The 2,179-nt window shown below is 23.4% G+C and carries 3 protein-coding genes; 1 reads left to right on the forward strand and 2 read right to left on the reverse strand.

What is annotated here, in order from left to right; all coding sequences use genetic code 4:
- The coding region (locus tag EHV01_RS04920; protein ID WP_422066478.1) for a hypothetical protein at positions 1–302 on the reverse strand (302 nt) is incomplete at its 3' end.
- A 297-nt stretch (positions 303–599) separates the two neighbouring features.
- On the opposite strand from EHV01_RS04920, the gene EHV01_RS04925 reads away from it, so the two are divergent.
- Positions 600–1,583 carry an IS30 family transposase gene (locus EHV01_RS04925; protein ID WP_422066479.1) on the forward strand — a complete coding sequence of 328 codons (984 nt, stop codon included), beginning with the start codon at positions 600–602 and terminating at the stop codon, positions 1,581–1,583.
- Positions 1,584–1,842: 259 nt separating this feature from the next.
- Here the strand turns inward: EHV01_RS04925 and EHV01_RS04930 are convergent.
- Positions 1,843–2,179 (reverse strand): IS30 family transposase (locus EHV01_RS04930; RefSeq protein WP_422066480.1); only part of this gene is annotated, 337 nt, incomplete at its 5' end.

The following is a 2,179-nucleotide window of genomic DNA, read 5'->3' on the forward strand; positions in this document are numbered from 1 at the left end:
TTTTCTTTTTCTTGCAGTGAATATTTATAATTAAATGCTCGTTGTCAATATAATTTAGCACCATCAGGTGATTTCATCATAAAATTAATTATTTCACTTTCAATTCTATCAACTTGTCGTTGTATTAAAGGTATTATCTTTTCGCTCTTGTAAGTTTCATGTCTTCATCTGCTAGAAAGGTTGAGTTTATCGGTTAAATCGTTCAAAGTATAGGGAATATTAGGTTTCTTATTATTTCAAAATTCTTCGATTTTTCTTCAAATTGTTGTATAACTTGCTATTTTTGGATTAAATTCTTTCATTTTTTACTCCTTTTTGCATATTAAAATTGCTATTATTTAATAAATATGATTAAATAAAAAAGTAAAGAATAACTATAAAAATGTAACAAAAGAACCAACTCGGTTCTTTTTTATTATTTATATTTTACATCAAAATAAAAAAAGTAAACTTAATTTTACTTTCTTTTTTGATATAAACAGCTTTAAGAGACAGAATTTACTTACTGCTTACTTTTTAATTTTATACTTATAAAAATATTTGTCAATAATTTTTAATTTAATGTTATAAATATTTTAAAAAGAATTGGAGACAGAAAAATGCAAAAATATACACATGTAAAATTTGATGAACGAAATTTGTTTAAAGATTTATTATTTTCTGATACTTGTAAAAAGAAAAATGGTTCAATTAATTTATCTGAAATATCAAGACAAATTGGTCGTGGAATTAATACTGTTAAAAGAGAAATAAATCGATTTAAAAATGTAGAAAATTATATACCCGTTGAAGCACAAAAAGATTATAAACAAAAGCGTAAAAAATGTATTAAAAAAACACCCACATTTACAGAAGAACAACAAGAATTTTTAAATTTACGATTTAATATTTTTGGTGATTCACCAGCGGAAATTATTCATCGATTTTTAATAAAGTTTGGTTTTAAATTTCCTGCCTGTCTTAAAACATTGTATAAATGAATTTATTTAGGTCTTTTAAGTTTGTTAAAGAAAAATTTATTAAATGGTGGAAAAAGAAATAGAACAAAGAAAAGACCTGATAATCGCGGGAAATTAGATGAAAAATTTAAGTCAATATGAGATATTGAAAATAAAGAATCTGATATTGGTTGATTTGAAATGGATACTGTAGTTGGAAAAGACCATCAATCTAGTTGTTTAGTCTTGGTAGAGAAATCAAGTAAAAATTATTTTGCAATGAAATTAGAAGAACATACTGCTAATGAAGTTTTAGAAAAAATTGAAGAATTAGTTAGAATTAATGGTTTAGTTGGAAAAATTAAAGGAATAATAACTGATAGAGGAAAAGAATTTAGTAAGTTTGACGAGATGGAAAAAATTACTGGTTCTAATATTTATTTTTGTGACCCAGGTTCACCAAAACAAAAACCATTAATTGAAAGAATGAACCGTGAATTTAGGAAATGATATGGTAAGGGAGCAGATTTTAATTCTGTTACGCAACAAGAAATAGATTGAGTAGTTGATGTTATGAATGAAAAATTAAGGCCTTGTTTGAATTGAAAAACATCTAAAGAAGTATTTTTAGAGAATTTTAGATAAGGTTTATTTTAAAAGCACTTTAATAAATTATTTTTCAGTGTGCTTAAATATGATTAAACTATACTAAACTTGTAAATATTTTAATTTTTTTTTAAAATAGTTGCATTTATTTTAAATGATGTTATTATCATACTAACAAGAGACAGAATTTGCTGCTTGAATTTACATAATACAAAAATTAAAATATTTTATAAATATAACTTAATTTAACCATATTTAAGCATACTAAAAAATCATTTATTAAGTTTTATTAATAAATTTATTTATGAACTAATGCTAAAAATTCAAATGCCTTTTTAGAAGAAATTCAGTTAAGACAGGGGCGTAATTTATTATTAATATTCTTCATTATTCAATTTAATTGTTTATTATCAACTTTATTAAAATCTGTTCCAGGCGGTAATCAATGTCTGATATCTCTATTCATTCTTTCAACGTGAGGTTTTTGAGTGGGTGTTCCAGCATCACAAAAATAAACATTAGCACCAATAATTTTTTCTATTTCTTTTCAGTTACTAAATTCTTTACCTTGGTCAGTAATAATGCCTTTAATACAATTTTTAAATAATCTATTCTTAAAAATATTTTTAATAYTT

The organism is Spiroplasma sp. hy2 (assembly GCF_044714365.1).
In the GTDB taxonomy this organism is placed as follows: domain Bacteria; phylum Bacillota_I; class Bacilli_A; order Mycoplasmatales; family Mycoplasmataceae; genus Spiroplasma; species Spiroplasma phoeniceum.